This is a genomic window from Streptomyces triticagri (genome assembly GCF_003429565.1).
In the GTDB taxonomy this organism is placed as follows: Bacteria; Actinomycetota; Actinomycetes; order Streptomycetales; family Streptomycetaceae; genus Streptomyces; species Streptomyces triticagri.
In genome coordinates, this window is the sequence record NZ_QUAK01000113.1 from 1 (window position 1) to 18656 (window position 18656).

15 protein-coding genes are annotated in these 18656 nt (G+C 69.0%); 9 read left to right on the forward strand and 6 right to left on the reverse strand.

Features of this window, described 5'->3' with window-relative positions; genetic code table 11:
* Positions 1-136 precede the first annotated feature (136 nt).
* Positions 137-520, forward strand: a complete 384-nt coding sequence (locus tag DY218_RS20740) for a VOC family protein (protein ID WP_128557607.1) — start codon at positions 137-139, stop codon at positions 518-520.
* Between the two features lie 11 nt (positions 521-531).
* Here DY218_RS20740 and DY218_RS20745 read toward each other — a convergent pair whose 3' ends face one another.
* Positions 532-1194 carry a class I SAM-dependent methyltransferase gene (locus DY218_RS20745; protein ID WP_128557608.1) on the reverse strand — a complete coding sequence of 221 codons (663 nt, stop codon included), beginning with the start codon at positions 1192-1194 and terminating at the stop codon, positions 532-534.
* Positions 1195-1328: 134 nt separating this feature from the next.
* Between DY218_RS20745 and DY218_RS20750 the strand changes: the two genes are divergently transcribed.
* Positions 1329-2189, forward strand: a complete 861-nt coding sequence (locus DY218_RS20750; RefSeq protein ID WP_128557609.1) for a helix-turn-helix domain-containing protein — start codon at positions 1329-1331, stop codon at positions 2187-2189.
* Between the two features lie 24 nt (positions 2190-2213).
* Here the strand turns inward: DY218_RS20750 and DY218_RS20755 are convergent, their stop codons facing one another.
* From DY218_RS20755 to DY218_RS20775, 5 genes are all read right to left on the reverse strand, one after another.
* The gene (locus tag DY218_RS20755) at positions 2214-3287 is read right to left on the reverse strand and encodes a LacI family DNA-binding transcriptional regulator (RefSeq protein ID WP_233521738.1); all 1074 of its coding nucleotides are present in this window, start codon (positions 3285-3287) and stop codon (positions 2214-2216) included.
* A gap of 135 nt (positions 3288-3422) precedes the next feature.
* Positions 3423-4223, reverse strand: a complete 801-nt coding sequence (locus tag DY218_RS20760; protein ID WP_128557611.1) for a succinate dehydrogenase/fumarate reductase iron-sulfur subunit — start codon at positions 4221-4223, stop codon at positions 3423-3425.
* Positions 4220-6178, reverse strand: a complete 1959-nt coding sequence (locus DY218_RS20765; protein WP_128557612.1) for a fumarate reductase/succinate dehydrogenase flavoprotein subunit — start codon at positions 6176-6178, stop codon at positions 4220-4222. Before DY218_RS20765 ends, DY218_RS20760 begins: the two co-directional genes overlap by 4 nt.
* Positions 6178-7002 carry a hypothetical protein gene (locus DY218_RS20770; protein WP_128557613.1) on the reverse strand — a complete coding sequence of 275 codons (825 nt, stop codon included), beginning with the start codon at positions 7000-7002 and terminating at the stop codon, positions 6178-6180. The genes DY218_RS20765 and DY218_RS20770 overlap by 1 nt, the downstream gene beginning before the upstream one ends.
* 26 nt (positions 7003-7028) lie before the next feature.
* Positions 7029-7325 (reverse strand): hypothetical protein, encoded by a 297-nt coding sequence (locus tag DY218_RS20775; RefSeq protein ID WP_128557614.1) that lies wholly within the window; start codon positions 7323-7325, stop codon positions 7029-7031.
* Between the two features lie 327 nt (positions 7326-7652).
* On the opposite strand from DY218_RS20775, the gene DY218_RS20780 reads away from it, so the two are divergent.
* From DY218_RS20780 to DY218_RS20810, 7 genes are all read left to right on the forward strand, one after another.
* Entirely contained in the window at positions 7653-10025 is a 2373-nt protein-coding gene (locus DY218_RS20780) for an ABC transporter substrate-binding protein (RefSeq protein WP_128557615.1), read from the forward strand.
* A gap of 311 nt (positions 10026-10336) precedes the next feature.
* Positions 10337-12244: a translational GTPase TypA gene (typA, locus tag DY218_RS20785; protein WP_128557616.1), complete on the forward strand. Its 1908-nt coding sequence runs from the start codon at positions 10337-10339 to the stop codon at positions 12242-12244.
* Between the two features lie 551 nt (positions 12245-12795).
* Positions 12796-14427 carry a peptide ABC transporter substrate-binding protein gene (locus tag DY218_RS20790; protein WP_128557617.1) on the forward strand — a complete coding sequence of 544 codons (1632 nt, stop codon included), beginning with the start codon at positions 12796-12798 and terminating at the stop codon, positions 14425-14427.
* A gap of 81 nt (positions 14428-14508) precedes the next feature.
* Positions 14509-15438, forward strand: coding sequence for an ABC transporter permease (locus DY218_RS20795; protein WP_128557630.1), 930 nt, complete (start codon positions 14509-14511; stop codon positions 15436-15438).
* Positions 15431-16384: an ABC transporter permease gene (locus DY218_RS20800; RefSeq protein WP_128557618.1), complete on the forward strand. Its 954-nt coding sequence runs from the start codon at positions 15431-15433 to the stop codon at positions 16382-16384. The genes DY218_RS20795 and DY218_RS20800 overlap by 8 nt, the downstream gene beginning before the upstream one ends.
* Before the next feature lie 20 nt (positions 16385-16404).
* Positions 16405-17457, forward strand: coding sequence for an ABC transporter ATP-binding protein (locus tag DY218_RS20805; protein WP_407703666.1), 1053 nt, complete (start codon positions 16405-16407; stop codon positions 17455-17457).
* The gene (locus DY218_RS20810; protein ID WP_128557620.1) at positions 17450-18604 is read left to right on the forward strand and encodes an ABC transporter ATP-binding protein; all 1155 of its coding nucleotides are present in this window, start codon (positions 17450-17452) and stop codon (positions 18602-18604) included. Before DY218_RS20805 ends, DY218_RS20810 begins: the two co-directional genes overlap by 8 nt.
* The last annotated feature ends 52 nt before the right edge of the window (positions 18605-18656 follow it).

The following is an 18656-nucleotide window of genomic DNA, read 5'->3' on the forward strand; positions in this document are numbered from 1 at the left end:
CGCCGCCCGGAGCGGGTCCCGCGGCGAACCTCTTGCGCGCCCGGCCGCACGTACTCCCGGCCGCAGGCCGAAGGCCGGCACCGCTCGGGCCGTAATCGCTTTGCGGGAGGACCCGCCCTCCGCGAGGATCACGCGCATGCTTTCCACCGTGGCGAACATCGCGATCGACTGTGCCGACGCCTATCGACTGGCCGAGTTCTGGAGCCGGGTGACGGGGCGTCCGATGGATGCGGAGGACCGGCCCGGCGACGACGAGACGGAGGTGCTGCTGCTCCCTGGCGGGCCCGCGCTGCACTTCAACGAGGTCCCGGAGGCGAAGGCCGGCAAGAACCGGCTGCACCTGTGTCTGCGGCCGGACACCACCCGGGACGAGGAGGTCGAGCGTCTGCTGTCGCTCGGTGCCACCTTCCTCGAGGACCGCCGCAATCCGGACGGAACGGGCTGGGCGGTGCTCGCCGACCCCGAGGGCAACGAGTTCTGTGTGCTGCGGTCGGAAGCGGAGCGCGCCGCCGCCCGGTGACGGCGGGTGCATCAGCCGGGCTCCGCCCCGGCCTTGCGGGCCAGCAGGTGGACCTCCTGGAACTGCCGCCGGTCGGTGGGCTGCGGCGCCCGGACCGTCCGGGCCACCTCGGCCAGGCCGGCGGCACGCAGCAGCGCCGCGAGGTGGTCGGGCCACCAGCGATGGGCAGGCGCGACCGCGTGATCGAAGACCTGCGTGAGGTGGGAAGGGCCCGCACTCGCCGAGAACCCGATCAGCAGATGCCCGCCGGGTGCCAGTACCCGGTGGAACTCCTCCAGAACGGCGGGGAGTTGCTCCGGCGGCAGGTGGATGACGGACCAGCGCGCCAGTACGCCGCCCAGTTCGCCGTCCGGGATGCTCAGGCCGCTCATCGACCCGATGTCGAACCGCAGCCCGGGATACGCCTCCCGAGCCGACTCGATCATCGCCGATGAGGCATCCACACCGAATGCGCTCAGCCCCAACTCCCCCATGTACGCCGTGACATGGCCGGGTCCGCAGCCCAGATCCGCGACCGGCCCGCCTCCGGCCGTACGCACGGACTCGGCGAAGAGGCCAAGGGCGGCCCGGTCCACGGGGCTGTCCCGCAACGAATCGCGGAACAGCTGGGCATAGGTGGCGGCAGCGTCGTCGTAGGCCTCGCGGGTGGCGGTCAGAGCGTCGTCTTCGAGCATGTTCGCGAGCGTAGACGCAGGGTCCGACAGTCCCTCTCCGAGGCGAGGGCGAACCGCCCCCGAGGCGGCGGGCCGGTCCCGATGGGGAACATTGATCCAAGACAGGCGCCCGCATCCTCGGCGACACTGAACGGATGAGCAGCCAGGAAGCCGGGCTCGACCTGACGGATCACGGCACCGAGGGCGGCTGGGAGGCCACCGCCCACGGCAGCGCGCCACTCGACGGCGTCCGGACGGCCGGATTCCGGGACACTGCGGCCGTCGGGCTCGACCTGCGGGTCATCCCCCAGCCGGTCGTGGTCGTCGTGATCGGGCTCGGGGGCGAGCAGTTCGCCATCGAGACCCCTGCGGGCAGCATGGCGCTGAGCAGCTTCGTGGCCGCGCCCGCTCCGGGGCCGATCCGTGTCCTCGGCGATCAGGTCGAGTGCGTCGAGATGCGGCTCTCGCCCCGGTCCGCGTACGGTCTGCTCGGCGTCTCCACCCGTGAGTTCGACGGTTCGCCGGTCTCGCTCGACGAGGTGTGGGGACGCCCCGGACAGCTGCTGCGCGAGCAGCTCGCCGACACCCCGACGTGGCAGCAACGCCTCGCGCTCACCGACGAGTTCCTCATTCGCAGGGCCGATCGGGCGCCGGCGGTGACGCCCGAGGTCGCGGCCGCCTGGCAGCACATCGTGACCCGTCGGGGCCGGGTGCGGATCGGCGAGCTCGCGGCGTCCTGCGGGTGGAGCCGCAAACGGCTCTGGTCCCGTTTCAGCGAGCAGATCGGGCTGACGCCCAAGAAGGCGGCGATGCTCGTACGCTTCGACCACGCCGCACGGGCTCTGCGGGCCGGCATGAACCCGATCGAGGTCGCGACGGCCTGCGGATACGTGGACCAGCCGCATCTGCACCGCGACATGCTGGCCTTCGCCGGCTGCACACCGGGCGTGATGGCGCGCGGGCAGTCACCGGACGACGCGAGGCCGCCCTCCGGGGCGGCGGCGACGGGTATGTGAAGACAGGGCCCAGGGCAGCGCAGTTCAGCCGGCCACGTCCCCGCACCCGCAGCTCTCCCGCCGCACCACATCGACCGGCAGCACCCGGGACTCCGGCTCGGCCGCCGTGCCCGACGAGCCGAGCCGGTGGACGAGGAGATCGACGGCCTCTTCGCCGAGGCGCCGCATGGGCTGACGCACCGTGGTCAGCGCGGGCCGGACAAGCCGCCCGAGCGGAATGCCGTCGAATCCGGTGACCGCCACGTCCTCTGGCACCCGGAGCCCGCGCCGCTCGAGCGCGTGCAGCGCCCCGATCGCCATCTGGTCGTTCGCGAAGAGAATGCCCTCGGGCAGCTCGGCACCGGCCCGGTCGAGCAGCGCCTCGACGGCCCGCGCACCCTCCGCCTGCGTCATCAACTCCGGCCGTACGTCAGGGGCTCGGGGTACGGAAAGGCCCGCCTCCTGCCGGGCCGCCGCGTACCCGTCGAAGCGGGCCTGGGCGTCGGGGGAGTCCTCGACACCGCCGACGAAGGCGAGCCGCCGCAGTCCGTGGTCCTCGATGAGGTGCCGGGTCAGTGCCCGCTGGCCGTCGGCGTTCGCCACCTCGATGTGGTCCAGGTGGTCGGGGCCGTCCGGGTCGCGGGGCCCGGCGAGCATGACCACGGGCAGCCGGCGCGATATGACCTCGAGGTCCTCGGTCGGCACCGTCCTGGCGAGCACGGCGAAGCCGTCCACCCGCCCGGCGACCTTCGCCACCAGGCTCTCCGGGCCGCCGCTGAGCGAGGCCGCGATGAGCAGCGCGTACCCGTGCCGCCGCGCGGCCCGCTCCATGCCGCGGATGATCTGGTCGGAGTACAGCATGAAGGCGTGGTCGTCGTCCGCGTCGGCGGCGGCCGCCTCGGACTCGGTGTCCGGGTCGGAGTAGTCGGGGAAACAGAGGCCGAGGACGCCGGTGGAGCGGCTGGCGAGCCCGCGGGCGTTCCCGCTCGGTACGTAGCCGAGGTCGCGGGCCGCGGCGAGCACCTTCTCGCGGGTCGCCTCGCGCACCGAGTCCGGGTTGCGGTAGACCCGGGAGACCGTGGCGATGGACACACCGGACCGCTCGGCCACGTCGTACACCGTGGGGGTTGAACTCACCGGATCGCCTGCTCGCTGCTCGCCTCGGGTACCGTACGGAAATGAAAGCGCATTCATCCTAGGTGCCAGGGAGGGTACGGGCAAGATCCGGCCGCCGGCATCCCCTGAGGCGAGCCCCTATTGCTCGCCCCGCCTCCGGATCTTGTTCCCCAGCCAGACCAGCGGGTCGTACTTACGGTCCGCGGCCCGCTCCTTCAGCGGGATCAGAGCATTGTCGGTGATCCGGATGCCCTCGGGACATACCTCCGTACAGCACTTGGTGATGTTGCAGTAGCCGAGACCGTGCTCGTCCTGCGCGGTCGTCTTCCGGTCGAGACCGGTGTCCGCGGCCGCGTCCAGCGGATGCATGTCCAGCTCGGCGACCCGCATCAGGAAGCGCGGGCCCGCGAAGGCGCCCTTGTTCTCCTCGTGGTCGCGGACCACATGGCAGGTGTCCTGGCACAGGAAGCACTCGATGCACTTACGGAACTCCTGCGGCCGGTCCACGTCCTCCTGCATCATCCGGTACTCGCCCGGGGCCACCCCCGGCGGCGGTACGAAGGACGGCACCTCGCGCGCCTTGGTGTAGTTGAACGACACGTCCGTGACCAGGTCCCGCACCACGGGGAACGCCCGCAGCGGTGTCACGGTGATCGTCTCCTCGCGGGTGAACACCGACATCCGCGTCATACAGAGCAGCCGAGGCCGGCCGTTCACCTCCGCACTGCACGAACCGCACTTGCCCGCCTTGCAGTTCCAGCGTACGGCGAGATCCGGTGCCTGGGTCGCCTGCAGCCGGTGGATGATGTCGAGGACCACCTCGCCCTCGTTGACCTCGACCTCGAAGTCCGCCAGTTCGCCGCCCTGGGTGTCACCGCGCCACACCCGGAAGTGCCCGGTGTAGGAGGTGGAGGCGGCCGGCTCACTCGTCGTCGTCACTCGTAAAGCTCCTCTTCGGCCAGGTACTTCACCAGCTCCTCCTTCTCGAAGAGGGCGAGCAGGTCGGGGCGGATGGGCTCGGTCTCCACCCGTTCGAGCCGGATCTGACCGCGTACCGGCTCCGGGTCCTCGAGGTCGGCACGGGCCGCCGCCGGATCGGCGAGCCGGCACACCAGATTCGCCCGGCGCCAACTGCGGTCCATGACGGGGAAGTCCTCACGCGTGTGCCCGCCGCGGCTCTCGGTGCGCTCAAGCGCGGAGCGGGCGATGCACTCGCTGACCAGCAGCATGTTCCGCAGATCCAGGGCGAGATGCCAGCCGGGGTTGAACTGCCGGTGCCCCTCCACCCCCGCACGCCGGGCCCGCTGCCGCAGCTCGACGAGCCGCTGCAGCGCCTGCCGCATCTCGCCGTCCCGGCGGATGATGCCCACCAGGTCGTTCATCGACTGCTGGAGCTCCTGATGCAGGGTGTACGGATTCTCCGGCGGCCGGCCGTCCTCCTCGCCGGGCGCCGGGCCCTCCGCGGAGAACGGGCGCAGCGCCTCGGCCGCCGCCGCGTCGATGGCCTCCTCGTCCAGTACGGGACGGCGCTCGAGTCCCGCCGCGTACCGGGCCGCGTGCAGTCCCGCGCGGCGGCCGAAGACAAGGAGGTCGGAGAGCGAGTTGCCGCCGAGCCGGTTGGATCCGTGCATGCCGCCCGCGACCTCGCCGGCGGCGTAGAGACCGGGGACGGCGACGGCCGCCGCGGTGTCCGAGTCGACGGCGATGCCGCCCATCACGTAGTGACAGGTCGGTCCGACCTCCATCGCCTCCGCGGTGATGTCGACGTCCGCGAGCTCCTTGAACTGGTGGTACATGGACGGCAGTCGGCGCCGGATCACATCGGCGGACATCCGCGTCGACACATCGAGGAACACCCCGCCGTGCGGGGAGCCGCGGCCCGCCTTGACCTCGGCGTTGATGGCGCGGGCCACCTCGTCGCGGGGGAGCAGCTCGGGCGGGCGGCGGTTGTTGTCCGGGTCCTCGTACCAGCGGTCGCCCTCGTCCTCGGACTGGGCGTACTTCTCCTTGAAGACGTCCGGGATGTAGTCGAACATGAACCGCTTGCCCTCGGAGTTGCGCAGCACCCCGCCGTCGCCGCGCACCGACTCGGTGACCAGGATGCCCTTCACCGACGGCGGCCAGACCATGCCGGTCGGGTGGAACTGCACGAACTCCATGTTGAGCAGCGGCGCCCCGGCGAGCAGCGCGAGCGCGTGCCCGTCCCCGGTGTACTCCCAGGAGTTGGACGTCACCTTGAAGGACTTGCCGATGCCGCCGGTCGCGATGACGACCGAGGGCGCCTCGAGGACGAAGAAGCGCCCGGACTCGCGGTCGTACCCGAAGACCCCGGCGACCCGGCCCCCGTCACCCGGCTCCTTGATCACCCGGGTCACGGTGCACTCCTGGAAGACCTTCAACCGCCCCTCGTGATCACCGAGTTCGGTCGCGTCCTCCTGCTGCAGGGACACCACCTTCTGCTGCAGCGTGCGGATCAGCTCCAGGCCCGTACGGTCGCCCACATGCGCCAGGCGCGGGTACTCGTGCCCGCCGAAGTTCCGCTGCGAGATGCGGCCGTCACCGGTGCGGTCGAAGAGGGCGCCCCAGGTCTCCAGCTCCCAGACCCGGTCCGGTGCCTCCTGCGCGTGCAGTTCGGCCATCCGCCACTGGTTGAGGAACTTGCCGCCGCGCAGGGTGTCGCGGAAGTGCACCTGCCAGTTGTCGCCGTCGTTGACATTGCCCATCGAGGCCGCGATGCCGCCCTCGGCCATCACGGTGTGCGCCTTGCCGAACAGCGACTTGCAGATCACCGCCGTACGAAGCCCCTGCTCGCGGGCCTCGATCGCGGCCCGCAGTCCGGCACCGCCCGCGCCGATCACGACCACGTCCCACTGCTGCCGTTCCACCTGGGACATCAGAAGAACCTCGGATCGTCGAAGACACCGCTCGCCACCAGATACACGTACAGATCCGCCACGGCGACGCTGACCAGCGAGGCCCAGGCGAGCAGCATGTGCCGGTCGTTGAGCCGGCCCACCCACTGCCACATGCGATAGCGCACGGGATGCTTGGAGAAGTGCTTGAGCTTGCCGCCGACGATGTGCCGGCAGGAGTGACAGGACAGGGTGTACGCCCAGATCAGCACGATGTTGACCAGGAACACCAGGGTGCCGAGGCCCATATGGCCCCAGTCGTAGTGCTCGTCGCGGAAGGCGAGGATCGTGTCCCAGCTCAGCACGACGGCGACCAGCATCGCGGCGTAGAAGAAGTACCGGTGCAGGTTCTGCAGGATGAGCGGGAAGCGGGTCTCGCCCGAGTACGTCCTGTGCGGCTCGGCGACCGCGCAGGCCGGCGGCGAGGCCCAGAAGCCCCGGTAGTAGGCCTTGCGGTAGTAGTAGCAGGTCAGCCGGAAGCCGAGCGGGAAGATCAGGATGATCAGGGCGGGGGAGAGGGGCCACCAGCTGCCCACCAGCTCCCAGTTGGGGCCCGCCTTCATCGGGGCGCAACTCTCCGCGAGGCACGGCGAGTAGAACGGGGACACGTACGGAGCCGCGTAGTAGTCGGCGTCGGAGAACGCCCGCCAGGACGAGTAGACGACGAAGGCGAGCAGACCGGCCGCGGTCGCGGCGGGCGGCAGCCACCAGCGGTCGGTGCGCAGATGCGGGGCGGCGATGGAGGCCCGGGCCGGGCCGCGCACGCCGCCCGTGCTCTTGAGGTCGGGTTCGGTACCGGTGGCCAACGAAGATCTCCCGTCGGATGGGCTGCTCAGGGCGCGTGGCGGTCGCGGGCGCCGAGGCCCTCGTCGTCGGAGTCCGTCCACAGCGTGCGGTCGTACGGTGTGTCGGAGATCGTGACCATCTCCGGGCGGTCCGGGGCGTGCCCCGGGGTGGCCTGTGTCGCTGCCTCGCCGAGCAGGGCGACGCTGTCGCGCAGATGGCCGGCGTCGGTGCGGACCCGGCGTATGTCGAGGCCGGCGCCGATGTGCTGCTCCAGCCTTCCGACCGAGCGGTCGAGATCGTCGAGAGTTCGCTGAATCGCCGTCAAGTCATCATGCAGGGACATGACTTGCCCTCACTTCCGCGGTCGCGGGCGGCAATGTTCATGCGCCTGAGAGTGTCGCGCGTCACATCCCACCTTGTGAAGCGGTGTGAGAGTTTTCGATTTTGTTTTCGGCTCCAACTGCAGCCGAAGCCCTCAATCGCCGGGCGGGCTCCATTGAGCCCGTCCGGCGATTGAGGACATCTTTGGGCCGCACGAGTGGCCTTACGCGCCGGCCCGGCCGTGTCTCCCTCCCTCCGGGGCGCCCAGCCCCTTCAGTGGGCGATAGGTGTGATCAACTCCCTATACGCCCAAACGTGAAGAAACCGCTCCTCCCCGGAGGTTCCAGCCATGTCCCACGACGGCGTCAGACTCCGCTCTGTCGCGCTCCTCACCACGGGCGCGCTCGTCCTGCCCGCCCTCGCCGGCTGCAGCTCGGGCGACGAGTCCGGCGCCGCCCACGCAGCCCAGGACGTACGCCCCGCCACGCGGGACCTGGTGGCCGACGGCGGCACCGCCACCTGGGCGGTCGACGAGCTGCCCGAGACCCTCAACTCCTTCCAGGCGGACGCCGGTTCGACCACCACACGGGTCGCCGGCGCCGTACTGCCGTCCATGTACGCACTGGACGCCAAGGGCCGCACGGTCCGCAACGAGGACTACCTGGAGAAGGCCGAGATCGTCGAGCGCGAGCCCAAGCAGGTCGTGCTCTACAAGCTCAACCAGCAGGCGGTCTGGAGCAACGGACGCGAGATCGGCGCCGCCGACTTCGCGGCCCAGTGGCGCGCCCTGTCCGGCAAGGACTCCGCGTACTGGACCGCCCGCAACGCCGGCTACGAGCGCATCGAGAAGATCGAGCGCGGAGCCAACGACCTGGAGGTACGGGTCACCTTCAGCAAGCCGTACGCCGACTGGCGCGCCCTGTTCTCGCCGCTGTACCCCAAGGAGGTCATGGGGACCCCCGACGCGTTCAACGAGGGGGCGCGGCGCCAACTCAAGCACACCGCAGGGCCGTTCCGGGTGGAGAAGGTCGACCGCAAGGCGGAGTCGGTGACCCTTGCCCGCAACCCGCGCTGGTGGGGCAGCCCCGCCAAACTGGAGAAGCTGGTCCTCAAGGCCGTACCCCAGGACAAGCGCGCGGACGCCCTCGCCGCCGGCGAGCTCGACATCGCCGAGATCGGCGCCGGGGACGCGGAGCGCATCGCGCTCGCCGCCCGCGACCGCAGCGCGAAGGGCCCGCTCGCCCACGGCCCCGGCACGGACACCACGCCCTCCAAGGCCCTGATCTCCTGGGCCCGCGCGCACGGAGCGGCCGGCGAGGAGAAGGCCGAGGCCGAGACGGAGGCCCGGGAGAAGACGGCGGAGGCGCGCAAGAAGTACGCCGCCGAGCAGAAGGGGCTGCGGCAGTTCGAGGTCCGCAAGTCCCTCGAGCCCGCCTACACCCAGCTCGCCCTCAACGGCTCCGAGGGCCCGCTCGCCGACGAGCGGGTCCGCCGGGCCGTGGCCCGTGCCATCGACCGCAAGGCGATCGCCCGGACGGTGCTCACTCCGCTCGGCCTGCCCGCCGAGACGGTCGGCAGCCATCTCGCCCTCGCCGGGCAGCAGGCGTACCAGGACAACAGCGGTGCGCTCGGCAAGCAGGACGTGGCCGAGGCCCAGGCGCTGCTCGCGGACGCCGGCTGGGTGCCCGGGGGAGCGGAGCAGCCGAAGAAGGACACGAAGGCCGCCAAGGGCAAGACGGCCGGGGACGACGGCGAGGACGGTTCCGCGGGTTCCTCCGCCGAGAAGAAGGCGTCGAAGTCCGGGGACGGTTCCAGCGACGAAGACGGTACGTACATCGTCGGCGAGGACGACTCGAAGCCCGGCGACCCCGGGGTCTCGGCGCTCTCCCTGGCCGACTCCGCCGCCCGTCAGCAGGCGGCGGTCGAGCAGCAGGCCCGTGCGGTGTCGGCGGCGGCCCGCGACGGCCTGCCGGACGAGGCGCGCCGCGAGGAGGGCAAGGAGAAGCAGGCCAAGGAGGCCGGCCAGGCGCGGCACGGCGGCGCCCCCGGCGCGTACGCCCCGAAGGGCACGGCCGCCCCGAAGGAGGGCGCATCCGCGACCGGCGGTCCCGCGCCGAAGGCGGCGGGCGGTGCGCTCGGCAAGGACGGCAAGCCGCTGACCCTGCGGTTCGTGCTCCCCTCCGGGCCGGGCTCGGAGTCCCTGCGTACGGTGGCGGACAAGATCTCCGGGATGCTGTCGAAGGTCGGCGTCCGCACGGAGACCGAGAAGGTCGAGGACGAGAGCTACTTCAAGGACCACATCGCCTCGGGCCAGTACGACCTCGCCCTCTACTCCTGGCCCGGCACCGCCTACCCGGCGACCGACGCCCGGCCGATCTTCGCCAAGCCGGAGCCGGCCGCGGACGGTTCGCTCAATGTCGAGCAGAACTACACCCGGGTCGGCACCGACCAGATCGACCAGCTCTTCGAGCAGGCGGTGTCCGAGCTGGACGACGCGGCGTCCCGCGACCTGGTGAAGAAGGCGGACGCCAGGATCTGGGCCGCGGCAGGATCGATTCCGCTGTACCAGCGCCCGCAGCTGTTCGCCGCCAGGCACAATCTCGCCAATGCGGGCGCCACCGGCTTCGAGAGCCCGCACTACGAGGACATGGGCTTCCTGAAGAAGGGCGCACGCCCCGGCCCGGACGGCTCGGCCCTGCCGAGCAAGAAGGCCAAGTCGTAGCGGACCGAGAAGGGAAAGCCGTCGTGACCAAGAAGGACAAGTCGTAGCAGAAATCCCCCGGGACCTCTGATCTCCCTCAAGTGCCTTGCCCGCCGGAGCCGCCGGCGGGCACACTTGTGCCACCCACTTGACCTGCGCCTTCACACCCCTACACCGCTCGCCGAACCCTGCGGAGGCCGCCTCGCCGGCAGGCCCGTACCATGGGGTGAGGCCGTGGCACGTCTGCCCGGCAGGGCCCGCGTACAGCTGCAGCGGCAGTACGTACGCCGAGGCGCCTTCGAGTTCCACTCATCCCGGGAGAAGCACCGCACGTGCCCACGCGCCACGACATCCGTAACGTCGCCATCGTCGCCCACGTCGACCACGGCAAGACGACCCTCGTAGACGCCATGCTGAAGCAGGCCGGTGCCTTCGCCGCCCACGCCGCCGAGTCGCTCGACGACCGCATGATGGACTCGAACGACCTGGAGCGTGAGAAGGGCATCACGATCCTCGCCAAGAACACGGCGGTGAAGTACCACCCCAAGGACGGCGGGGACCCGATCACGATCAACATCATCGACACCCCCGGCCACGCCGACTTCGGTGGCGAGGTCGAGCGCGGTCTGTCGATGGTGGACGCGGTCGTGCTGCTCGTGGACGCCTCCGAGGGCCCGCTGCCGCAGACCCGCTTCGTGCTCCGCAAGGCGCTGCAGGCCCGGATGCCGGTCATCCTGTGCATCAACAAGACGGACCGCCCGGACTCCCGCATCGACGAGGTCGTCAACGAGACGTACGACCTGTTCCTCGACCTCGACGCGGACGAGGACCAGATCGAGTTCCCGATCGTCTACGCCTGCGCCCGTGACGGCGTCGCCTCGCTGACCAAGCCCGAGGACGGCACCGTCCCGTCCGACAGCGACAGCGTGGAGCCGTTCTTCTCCACGATCCTGGACACCGTCCCGGCCCCGCAGTACGACGCGGACGCCCCGCTCCAGGCCCATGTCACCAACCTGGACGCGGACAACTTCCTCGGCCGTATCGCGCTGCTCCGCGTCGAGCAGGGCGAGCTGCGCAAGGGCCAGACCGTCGCCTGGATCAAGCGGGACGGCTCCATCTCCAACGTCCGCATCAGCGAGCTGATGATGACCGAGGCGCTCACCCGCAAGCCCGCCGAGGTCGCCGGCCCCGGTGACATCTGCGCCGTCGCGGGCATCGCCGACATCATGATCGGCGAGACCCTGGCCGACCCGGAGAACCCGGTCGCCCTGCCGCTGATCACGGTCGACGAGCCGGCCATCTCCATGACCATCGGCACCAACACCTCGCCGCTGGTCGGCCGCGGCGGCACCGGCAAGGGCGCGGACGCCAAGTCCGCGGTCAAGGACCGCAAGGTCACCGCCCGCCAGGTCAAGGACCGCCTGGACCGCGAGCTGATCGGTAACGTCTCGCTGCGGGTGCTCGACACCGAGCGCCCGGACACCTGGGAGGTGCAGGGCCGCGGTGAGCTGGCGCTGGCCATCCTGGTCGAGCAGATGCGCCGCGAGGGCTTCGAGCTGACCATCGGCAAGCCGCAGGTCGTCACGCAGGAGATCGACGGCAAGCTGCACGAGCCGGTCGAGCGCATGACGATCGACGTGCCCGAGGAGCACATGGGCGCGGTCACCCAGCTGATGGGCGTCCGCAAGGGCCGGATGGACAACATGTCGAACCACGGCTCCGGCTGGGTCCGCATGGAGTTCGTCGTCCCGTCCCGCGGCCTGATCGGCTTCCGCACGGAGTTCCTGACCAACACCCGCGGTACGGGCATCGCGCACTCGATCCACGAGGGCCACGAGCCGTGGTTCGGCACCCTGACGACCCGTAACAACGGCTCGCTCGTCGCCGACCGCGCGGGCGCGGTCACGCCGTTCGCGATGATCAACCTGCAGGAGCGCGGCGTCCTGTTCACCGAGCCCGGCACCGAGGTGTACGAGGGCATGATCGTCGGCGAGAACTCGCGCGCCGACGACATGGACGTGAACATCACCAAGGAGAAGAAGCTCACCAACATGCGTGCGGCTTCCGCGGACACCACGGAGAACGTGGTGCCGGCCCGCAAGCTCTCCCTCGAGCAGTCCCTGGAGTTCTGCCGCGACGACGAGTGCGTCGAGGTCACCCCGGAGGCCGTCCGTATCCGCAAGGTGAACCTGGACAAGACGGAGCGCGCCCGCGCGGCCTCCCGCGCCAAGCACAGCTGACTCGAGCAGTGCACCGGTAGCAGGGATTCAGCAAACAGGGATTTAACAAACCGGCAGGCCCGGCTCTGCCCCAATTGGGGCTAGAGTCGGGCCAGTCCGCGTTGCGGGGTAACTTCTCGGCATCGATCTACGCGCCTAGATTCCCGGTGGACGCCCGCTCTGGTCGAATGCCCCGCAGCGGGCGTGACGGGACAGCCCCCAGCGGCCGTCGTAGCAACCGGTTTTTCACGATCACTTGTCCGGAATCCGAACTCTGCTGACCGATAGATGTGTAACGAGTCCGTTTCGCAACCATCTATCTCGGATCGGTTTGTCCAGATTTCGGAAGATGTACGGCTCAGGTGTGATCGAACCGAGACCAAAAGGGTGTGGTCGGGCGCAACCCCATGGCTAATAGTTGACCGCGTAGAGCTCGGGTCAATGGGTCATGCGCTGTGGGGAGCGCCGACTCACGAGCACACTGGGGCACTTCAGGGACGTCGTCAGGGGTGGCGGCGGGACGAACTGTGCCCCCTCTTGTAGTGAACAAGTGGACTCATGAGGAGGAACCCATGCGTGGTGCCAAGAGCGCCAAGTGGGTCGCGATAGCCGCCGTTGTGGCGCTTGGTGCGACCGCCTGCGGCGGGGGCAGCGGCGGCGACAGCGGTGACAAGGACCGTGCCATCGACAAGAACGGCATCGTGTCGTACGCCAACGGTGAGCCGCAGAACGCGCTCCAGCCGGCCAACACGATGGAGGCGTACGGCAGCGTCGTCATCGACTCGCTCTGGACGGGTCTCGTTCACTACGACGAAGACGGCAACATCACCTACGAGAACGCCGAGTCGGTCGAGCCGGACAAGGACAACAAGGTCTGGACGGTCAAGCTCAAGAAGGGCTGGAAGTTCCACAACGGCGAAGAGGTCACCTCCAAGTCGTACGTGGACGCCTGGAACTGGGCGGCGAACCCGGCGAACGGCCAGCAGAACAGCTCCTGGTACCGCGACATCGAGGGCTACGACGAGGTCCACCCCGAGAAGGGGAAGGCCAAGAGCGAGAAGATGTCCGGCCTGAAGGTCGTCGACGACCACACCTTCACCATCACGCTGAAGTCCGGCATCCCGTACTACGCGTACAAGCTGGTCTACACGCCGTTCTACCCGCTGCCCTCCGGCTTCTTCGAGGACCCGAAGGCGTACGGCGAGAAGCCCGTGGGCAACGGCGCGTACAAGTTCAAGAGCTGGGACCACAAGAAGTCGATCAAGGTCGTCCGCAACGACGACTACGCCGGCGAGGACAAGGCCAAGAACGGCGGCATCGACTTCAAGGCGTACACCAAGGACACCGCCGCCTACGCCGACCTGAAGTCCGACAACGTCGACTCGATGCCCATCGTGCCGAACAGCGAGGTCGCCAACTTCAAGCAGGACTTCGGCGACCGCGCGATCGAGATGGACTACTCGGCCATCAACACGATCAACCCGGCCTTCTACACGAAGCAGTGGAAGGACATCGACGTCAAGGTCCTGCAGGGCCTGTCGATGGCCATCGACCGCGACACCATCGCCAAGACGGTGTTCAACGGCACCCGTGACTCCGCCACCGGCTGGGTCGCCAAGGGCGTCAAGGGCTACCAGCAGGACGCCTGCGGCAAGTTCTGCAAGTACGACCCGAAGGCTGCCGCCAAGCTCATCAAGGAAGGCGGCGGCGTCCCGGGCAACAAGATCTCGATCCAGTACAACGCCGACCAGCCGCACAAGGACTGGGTCGTCGCGGTGTGCAACAGCATCACCAAGGCCACCAAGGTCAAGTGCGTCGAGGACGCGGTGACGGACTTCGCGGCCGACACCGAGATCCGCGACAAGAAGCAGGTCAAGTCGATCTACCGCTCCGGCTGGGTGCTCGACTACCCGTTCAACGGCAACTTCCTCGCCGACCTCTACGGCACCGGCGTCGACGGCAACAAGGGCGGCTTCTCGGACCCCGAGTTCGACAAGCTGGCCAAGGCGGCCGACGGTGCGAAGACGGTCGATGAGTCCGCGAAGCTGTACGGCGAGGCCGAGAAGCAGCTCGTCAACACCTTCCCGGGCATCCCGCTCTGGTACAACAAGACGCTCTCCGCTCACTCGAACAACGTGAAGAGCCTCAAGTTCGACCAGGCCGGTGACCCGATCTTCACCGACGTCGAGGTCTTCAAGAAGTAGTCGTCAGAGCCTTCTCCCTGTGGCGGCGGTCGGCAATCCCGACCGCCGCCACAGCTCGGCTCTGCAATGGACGGAGGCATGATGGGGCGTTACGTCGCGCGGCGACTGCTCCAGATGATCCCGGTGTTCATCGGGACGACCTTGTTGATCTTCCTCATGGTCAACGTGCTGCCCGGTGATCCGGTCGCCGCTCTGTGGGGCGACAAGCCGCCGGACCCCGCGCAGGTGGCGCAGATCAAGCACGACCGCGGTCTCGATCTGCCGCTCTGGCAGCAGTACCTGCACTACATGTGGGGCCTGCTGCAGGGGGACTTCGGCAACACGATCGCCGGGAACCGGCCGATTCTGGACGAGATCACGGCGGCCCTGCCGGTATCGGCCCGACTGGCCGCGATGGCATGGACCTTCGAACTCGTCGTCGGTATCGCCCTCGGCGTGATCGCCGGTATCCGCCGCGGCCGCATCATCGACAACTCGGTGACGCTCTTCACGCTGCTGGTGATCTCGGTGCCGATCTTCGTGTTCGGTCTGCTCTTCCAGCTGCTCTTCGGCAACCAGCTCGGCTGGGTCACCCCCACCGTCCAGAACTCCGAGGACATGGCCCAGCTGTTGATGCCGGCGCTGGTGCTCGGTCTGGTGGGTCTCGCCTACGTGGCGCGCCTGACCCGTACCTCCATCGCGGAGAACATCAAGGCCGACTACATGCGCACCGCGGTCGCCAAGGGCCTCCCGCGCCGGCGCATCGTCTCCCGGCACCTGCTGCGCAACTCGCTGATCCCCGTGGTGACTTACCTCGGCACGGACATCGGCACCCTGATGGGCGGCGCGGTCGTCACCGAGGGAATCTTCAACGTCACCGGCGTCGGCAACCTGCTCTTCCAGGCGCTCGCCCGACGTGAGGGCGCGGTCATCGTCGGCATCGTCACCGTGATGGTGCTCGTGTACCTCCTCGCCAGCCTGCTCGTCGACCTGCTCTACGCGGTCCTGGACCCGAGGATCCGTTATGCCTGACCTCACCAAGACCGAGACCGCCGACGCGCCGGACCAGGCCGCCGAGGTCACCGCCGCCGAGCCGCGCAACGGCGCGGGCGCCGTGGGCAAGCCGCGCAGCCTCTGGGGCGATGCGTGGCGCGACCTGCGCCGCCGGCCGCTGTTCATCATCGGCTCGCTGCTCATCGTCCTGATGCTCGTGGTGGCCGCCTGGCCCGGTCTGTTCACCAGCGCGGACCCCGGTAGCGGCGATCTGGCGAACCACTTCCTGCAGAGCCCGAACCTGACGCATTTCTTCCAGCCCGACTGGTTCGGATACGACGGGCAGGGCCGCAGCATCTATGCCCGCGTGGTGTACGGCACCCGCAACTCGCTGCTCGTCGGATTCGGCGTCACCATCACGATCACCCTCTTCGGCGGTCTGATGGGCATGCTCGCCGGCTACTTCGGCGGCTTCTGGGACTCCCTCATCTCGCGGCTCACAGACGTGTTCTTCGGCATCCCGTTCCTGCTCGGCGCGATGGTCGTCCTGAACTCGGTCGACCAGATCACGGTGCCCGTGGTCATCGGGGCGCTGGCCTTCCTCGGCTGGACCCAGATCACCCGTGTCATGCGCGGTGCGGTCATCACCAACAAGCACGCGGACTACGTCACTGCGGCCCGCGCGCTCGGCGCCGGGACCAAGCGGATCCTGCTGAAGCACATCCTGCCCAACGCGATGGCGCCGGTGATCGTGATCGCCACGATCGCGCTCGGCACCTACATCGTCGCCGAGTCGACGCTGGCGTACCTGGGCCTCGGCCTCAACGGCATCTCGTGGGGCAGTGACATCAACGACGCCACGCAGAACATCCGGAACAACCCGCACGTGCTGTTCTTCCCCGCGGGAATGCTCAGCCTCACCGTGCTGGCGTTCATCATGCTCGGCGACGCGGTACGCGAAGCCCTCGACCCGAAGCTGCGCTGAGGGAGGCGTACATGACCAGCATGGAGATCAAGACAGGTTCGGCCCCCTCCTCCCGCTCGGGTGGGGACGACAGCGGTGCGCTGCTAGACGTACGTGATCTGCACGTCGAGTTCCACACCAGGGACGGCGTGGTCAAGGCCGTCAACGGCGTCAACTACAACGTGAGTTCGGGCGAGACGCTCGCCGTCCTGGGTGAGTCCGGGTCCGGCAAGTCCGTCACCGCCCAGGCCATCATGGGCATCGTCGACATGCCGCCGGGAAAGATCCCGCAGGGCGAGATCCTCTTCCGCGGCCAGGACATGCTCAAGATGTCCAACGAGGAACGCCGGAAGATCCGCGGCAGCAAGATCGCCATGATCTTCCAGGACGCGCTCTCGTCGCTCAACCCCGTGCTCTCGGTCGGCTATCAGCTCGGCGAGATGTTCCGGGTGCACGAGGGCATGAGCCGCAAGCAGGCGAAGGCCAAGGCCGTCGAGCTGATGGAGCGGGTGAAGATCCCGGCCGCCAAGGACCGGGTGAACGACTTCCCGCACCAGTTCTCCGGCGGTATGCGCCAGCGCATCATGATCGCGATGGCGCTCGCCCTCGAACCGGACCTGATCATCGCGGACGAGCCGACCACCGCGCTCGACGTGACGGTCCAGGCCCAGGTGATGGACCTGCTCGCGGAGCTGCAGCAGGAATACAACATGGGTCTGATCCTGATCACCCACGACCTCGGTGTGGTCGCGGACGTCGCCGACAAGATCGCGGTGATGTACGCGGGCCGGATCGTGGAGACCGCGCCGGTGCACGAGCTGTACAAGCGCCCGGCGCACCCGTACACGCGCGGGCTGCTCGACTCGATCCCGCGGCTCGACCAGAAGGGCCAGGAGCTCTACGCGATCAAGGGCCTGCCGCCGAACCTGCTGCATGTGCCGTCGGGTTGCCCGTTCAACCCCCGGTGCCCGAAGGCGCAGGACATCTGCCGCACCGAGGTGCCCCCGCTCGTCCCCGTGACGGAGCAGGACGGCACCGATCTGCCGGGCCGCGGCAGCGCATGCCACTTCTGGGAGGAGACGATCCATGGCTGAGCTCAACAAGGCCGAAGCGGCCGAGCCCGCCGACGAGACCCCGAACGTCTCCGAGGTGGACGCGGTCGACGCCGCGACCGAGACCGAGGCGGTCGCCGCCATCGAGGCGTCCGTCGAGCGCGGCGAGCCGATCCTGCAGGTGCGCAATCTGGTCAAGCACTTCCCGCTGACCCAGGGCATCCTCTTCAAGCGGCAGATCGGCGCGGTCAAGGCCGTCGACGGCATCTCCTTCGACCTGCACCAGGGCGAGACCCTGGGCATCGTGGGCGAGTCCGGCTGCGGAAAGTCGACCGTCGCCAAGCTCCTGATGATGCTGGAGCAGGCGACGGCGGGCGAGATCTTCTACAAGGGCCAGGACATCACCAAGCTGTCCGGCCGCGCCCTGAAGGCCGTACGCCGCAACATCCAGATGGTGTTCCAGGACCCGTACACATCCCTGAACCCGCGGATGACGGTCGGCGACATCATCGGTGAGCCCTTCGAGATCCACCCGGAGGCGGCGCCGAAGGGGTCCCGCCGGCAGAAGGTCCAGGACCTCCTGGACGTGGTGGGGCTCAACCCGGAGTACATCAACCGGTACCCCCACCAGTTCTCCGGCGGCCAGCGCCAGCGCATCGGCATCGCGCGCGGCCTCGCCCTGAACCCCGAGATCATCATCTGCGACGAGCCGGTCTCGGCGCTCGACGTCTCGGTCCAGGCGCAGGTCATCAACCTGATGGAGAAGCTGCAGGACGAGTTCAACCTCTCCTATCTCTTCATCGCGCACGACCTGTCGATCGTCCGGCACATCTCCGACCGGGTCGGTGTGATGTACCTCGGCAAGATGGCGGAGATCGGCTCCGACCAGTCGATCTACGACCACCCGACGCACCCGTACACCCAGGCGCTGCTCTCCGCGGTGCCGGTGCCGGACCCGGAGGCGCGCGAGGGCCGGGAGCGGATCATCCTGACCGGCGATGTGCCGTCGCCGGCCAACCCGCCGTCGGGCTGCCGCTTCCGTACCCGCTGCTGGAAGGCGCAGGACAAGTGCGCCCAGGAGGAGCCGCTGCTCGCGGTCCCGGAGCGCTTCAAGAGCTCCGACAGCCCGGTCGCCCACGAATCGGCGTGCCACTTCGCCGAGGAGAAGGACGTCGTGCACGCGGCCTGATCCTCGTACGTACGCGTCCAAGGCGCCCGGAGCCATGCGGTTCCGGGCGCCT